The organism is Halomonas sp. NO4 (genome assembly GCF_010994375.1).
GTDB lineage: Bacteria > Pseudomonadota > Gammaproteobacteria > Pseudomonadales > Halomonadaceae > Halomonas.
Map to the genome: position 1 here is coordinate 1 of NZ_WHMA01000084.1, position 1,522 is coordinate 1,522.

The 1,522-nt window shown below is 63.6% G+C and carries 1 protein-coding gene; it reads left to right on the forward strand.

The genetic code is table 11. From position 1 onward, the window contains the following. Window positions 1-108 precede the first annotated feature (108 nt). The gene (locus tag FEF15_RS19165) at window positions 109-1,482 is read left to right on the forward strand and encodes an IS30 family transposase (protein ID WP_205598601.1); all 1,374 of its coding nucleotides are present in this window, start codon (window positions 109-111) and stop codon (window positions 1,480-1,482) included. The last annotated feature ends 40 nt before the right edge of the window (window positions 1,483-1,522 follow it).

The following is a 1,522-nucleotide window of genomic DNA, read 5'->3' on the forward strand; positions in this document are numbered from 1 at the left end:
CCATCGAGGGCCGAACACCGGCCTTCCGGCAGCGCTCGCCGAAGGCGATGGAGGTATATTGGGCGGATTCAATCGGTCGTCGCAACATCTCGATATGGGAGGTGTTGCATGGGACGATCACGTGGCTGGGGCGCTGAACAGACGGGGCGGGCACCGATGCGTTCGCCTGGCCGACCGGGCGTCAACCAGCGGGATGCCAAGCGCGCGTTCTGGGAGCGCATTACTGAGGGACTATCGAGTGAGGACGCAGCCTTGGCGTGTGGTGTATCGCAGCCGGTGGGATCGCGGTGGTTCCGCGAGGCGGGTGGGATGGCACCGGCCAACTTGGCGTCGCACTCAGGGCGTTATTTGTCATTCACGGAGCGCGAAGAACTGGCGCTGTTGCGGGCCCAGGGGCATGGGGTTCGTGGGATTGCCCGCTGTCTGGGGCGGTCGCCGTCGACAGTCTCGCGCGAGTTGCGCCGTAATGCTGCCACCCGGGGTGGGATGCTGGCGTATCGGGCTACGATCGCGCAGTGGAAAGCGGAACGGGCCGCCAAACGGCCCAAGGCTGCCAAGCTCGCCAAGAATGACCGGCTGCAGGCATACGTGCAATCACGCCTCGCCGGCGCGGTGACCGATGCTGAAGGCCGGCCCATCCCCGGCCCCAACGTCCCCTGGAGGGGACGGCGGCATGGTCGCCGTGCCGACCGGCGATGGGGGACCAGCTGGAGCCCGGAGCAGATCAGCCGTCGACTGCGGGTCGACTTTCCGGATGATGAGACGATGAGGATCTCTCATGAGGCGATTTACCAAGCCCTCTACATCCAAGGCCGCGGTGCGCTGCGCCGTGAATTATCCGCGTGTCTACGCAGTGGCCGGGCGTTGCGGGTGCCACGCGCCAGGAGTCGGAAACGAGGCAAACACTTTATCTCTCCTGAGGTGATGATCAGCCAGCGCCCCGCAGAGGTCGCCGATCGTGCCGTCCCCGGCCACTGGGAGGGTGACCTGATCATTGGTCTGAACAGCTCGGCGATCGGCACCCTGGTTGAACGTACGAGCCGGTTCACGTTGCTGCTGCACTTGCCGCCCATGCCTGATCACGGCTCCGGTGCCCGAGCCAAGGACGGGCCAGCACTGGCCGGCCATGGGGCCGAAGCCGTCCGCGATGCTATCGCTACAAAGATCGCGACGCTGCCCGAACAGCTGCGTAAATCGCTGACTTGGGATCAAGGCGCGGAACTGGCTCAACACGTGCAGCTACGGATTGATACCGGCTTGGCGATCTACTTCTGTGACCCCCGAAGTCCCTGGCAGCGCGGGACCAACGAGAACACCAATGGTCTGCTGCGCCAATACTTCCCCAAGGGGACCGACATCAGCAGGTACTCCGAGCACGAGCTTGACGCTGTTGCGACCACCCTCAACAGCAGACCCCGTAAAACACTTGACTGGAAAACACCTGCTGAAGCTCTCAAAGAACTACCTGATTACTCATGTTGACCAGCCATCACGCGAGCCTGGGGCTATACTGGAATCACAC

Coding starts and splice junctions, on each gene's coding strand:
- FEF15_RS19165 (WP_205598601.1), top strand. CDS start 109: ATGGGACGATCACGTGGCTGGGGCGCTGAACAGACGGGGCGGGCACCG.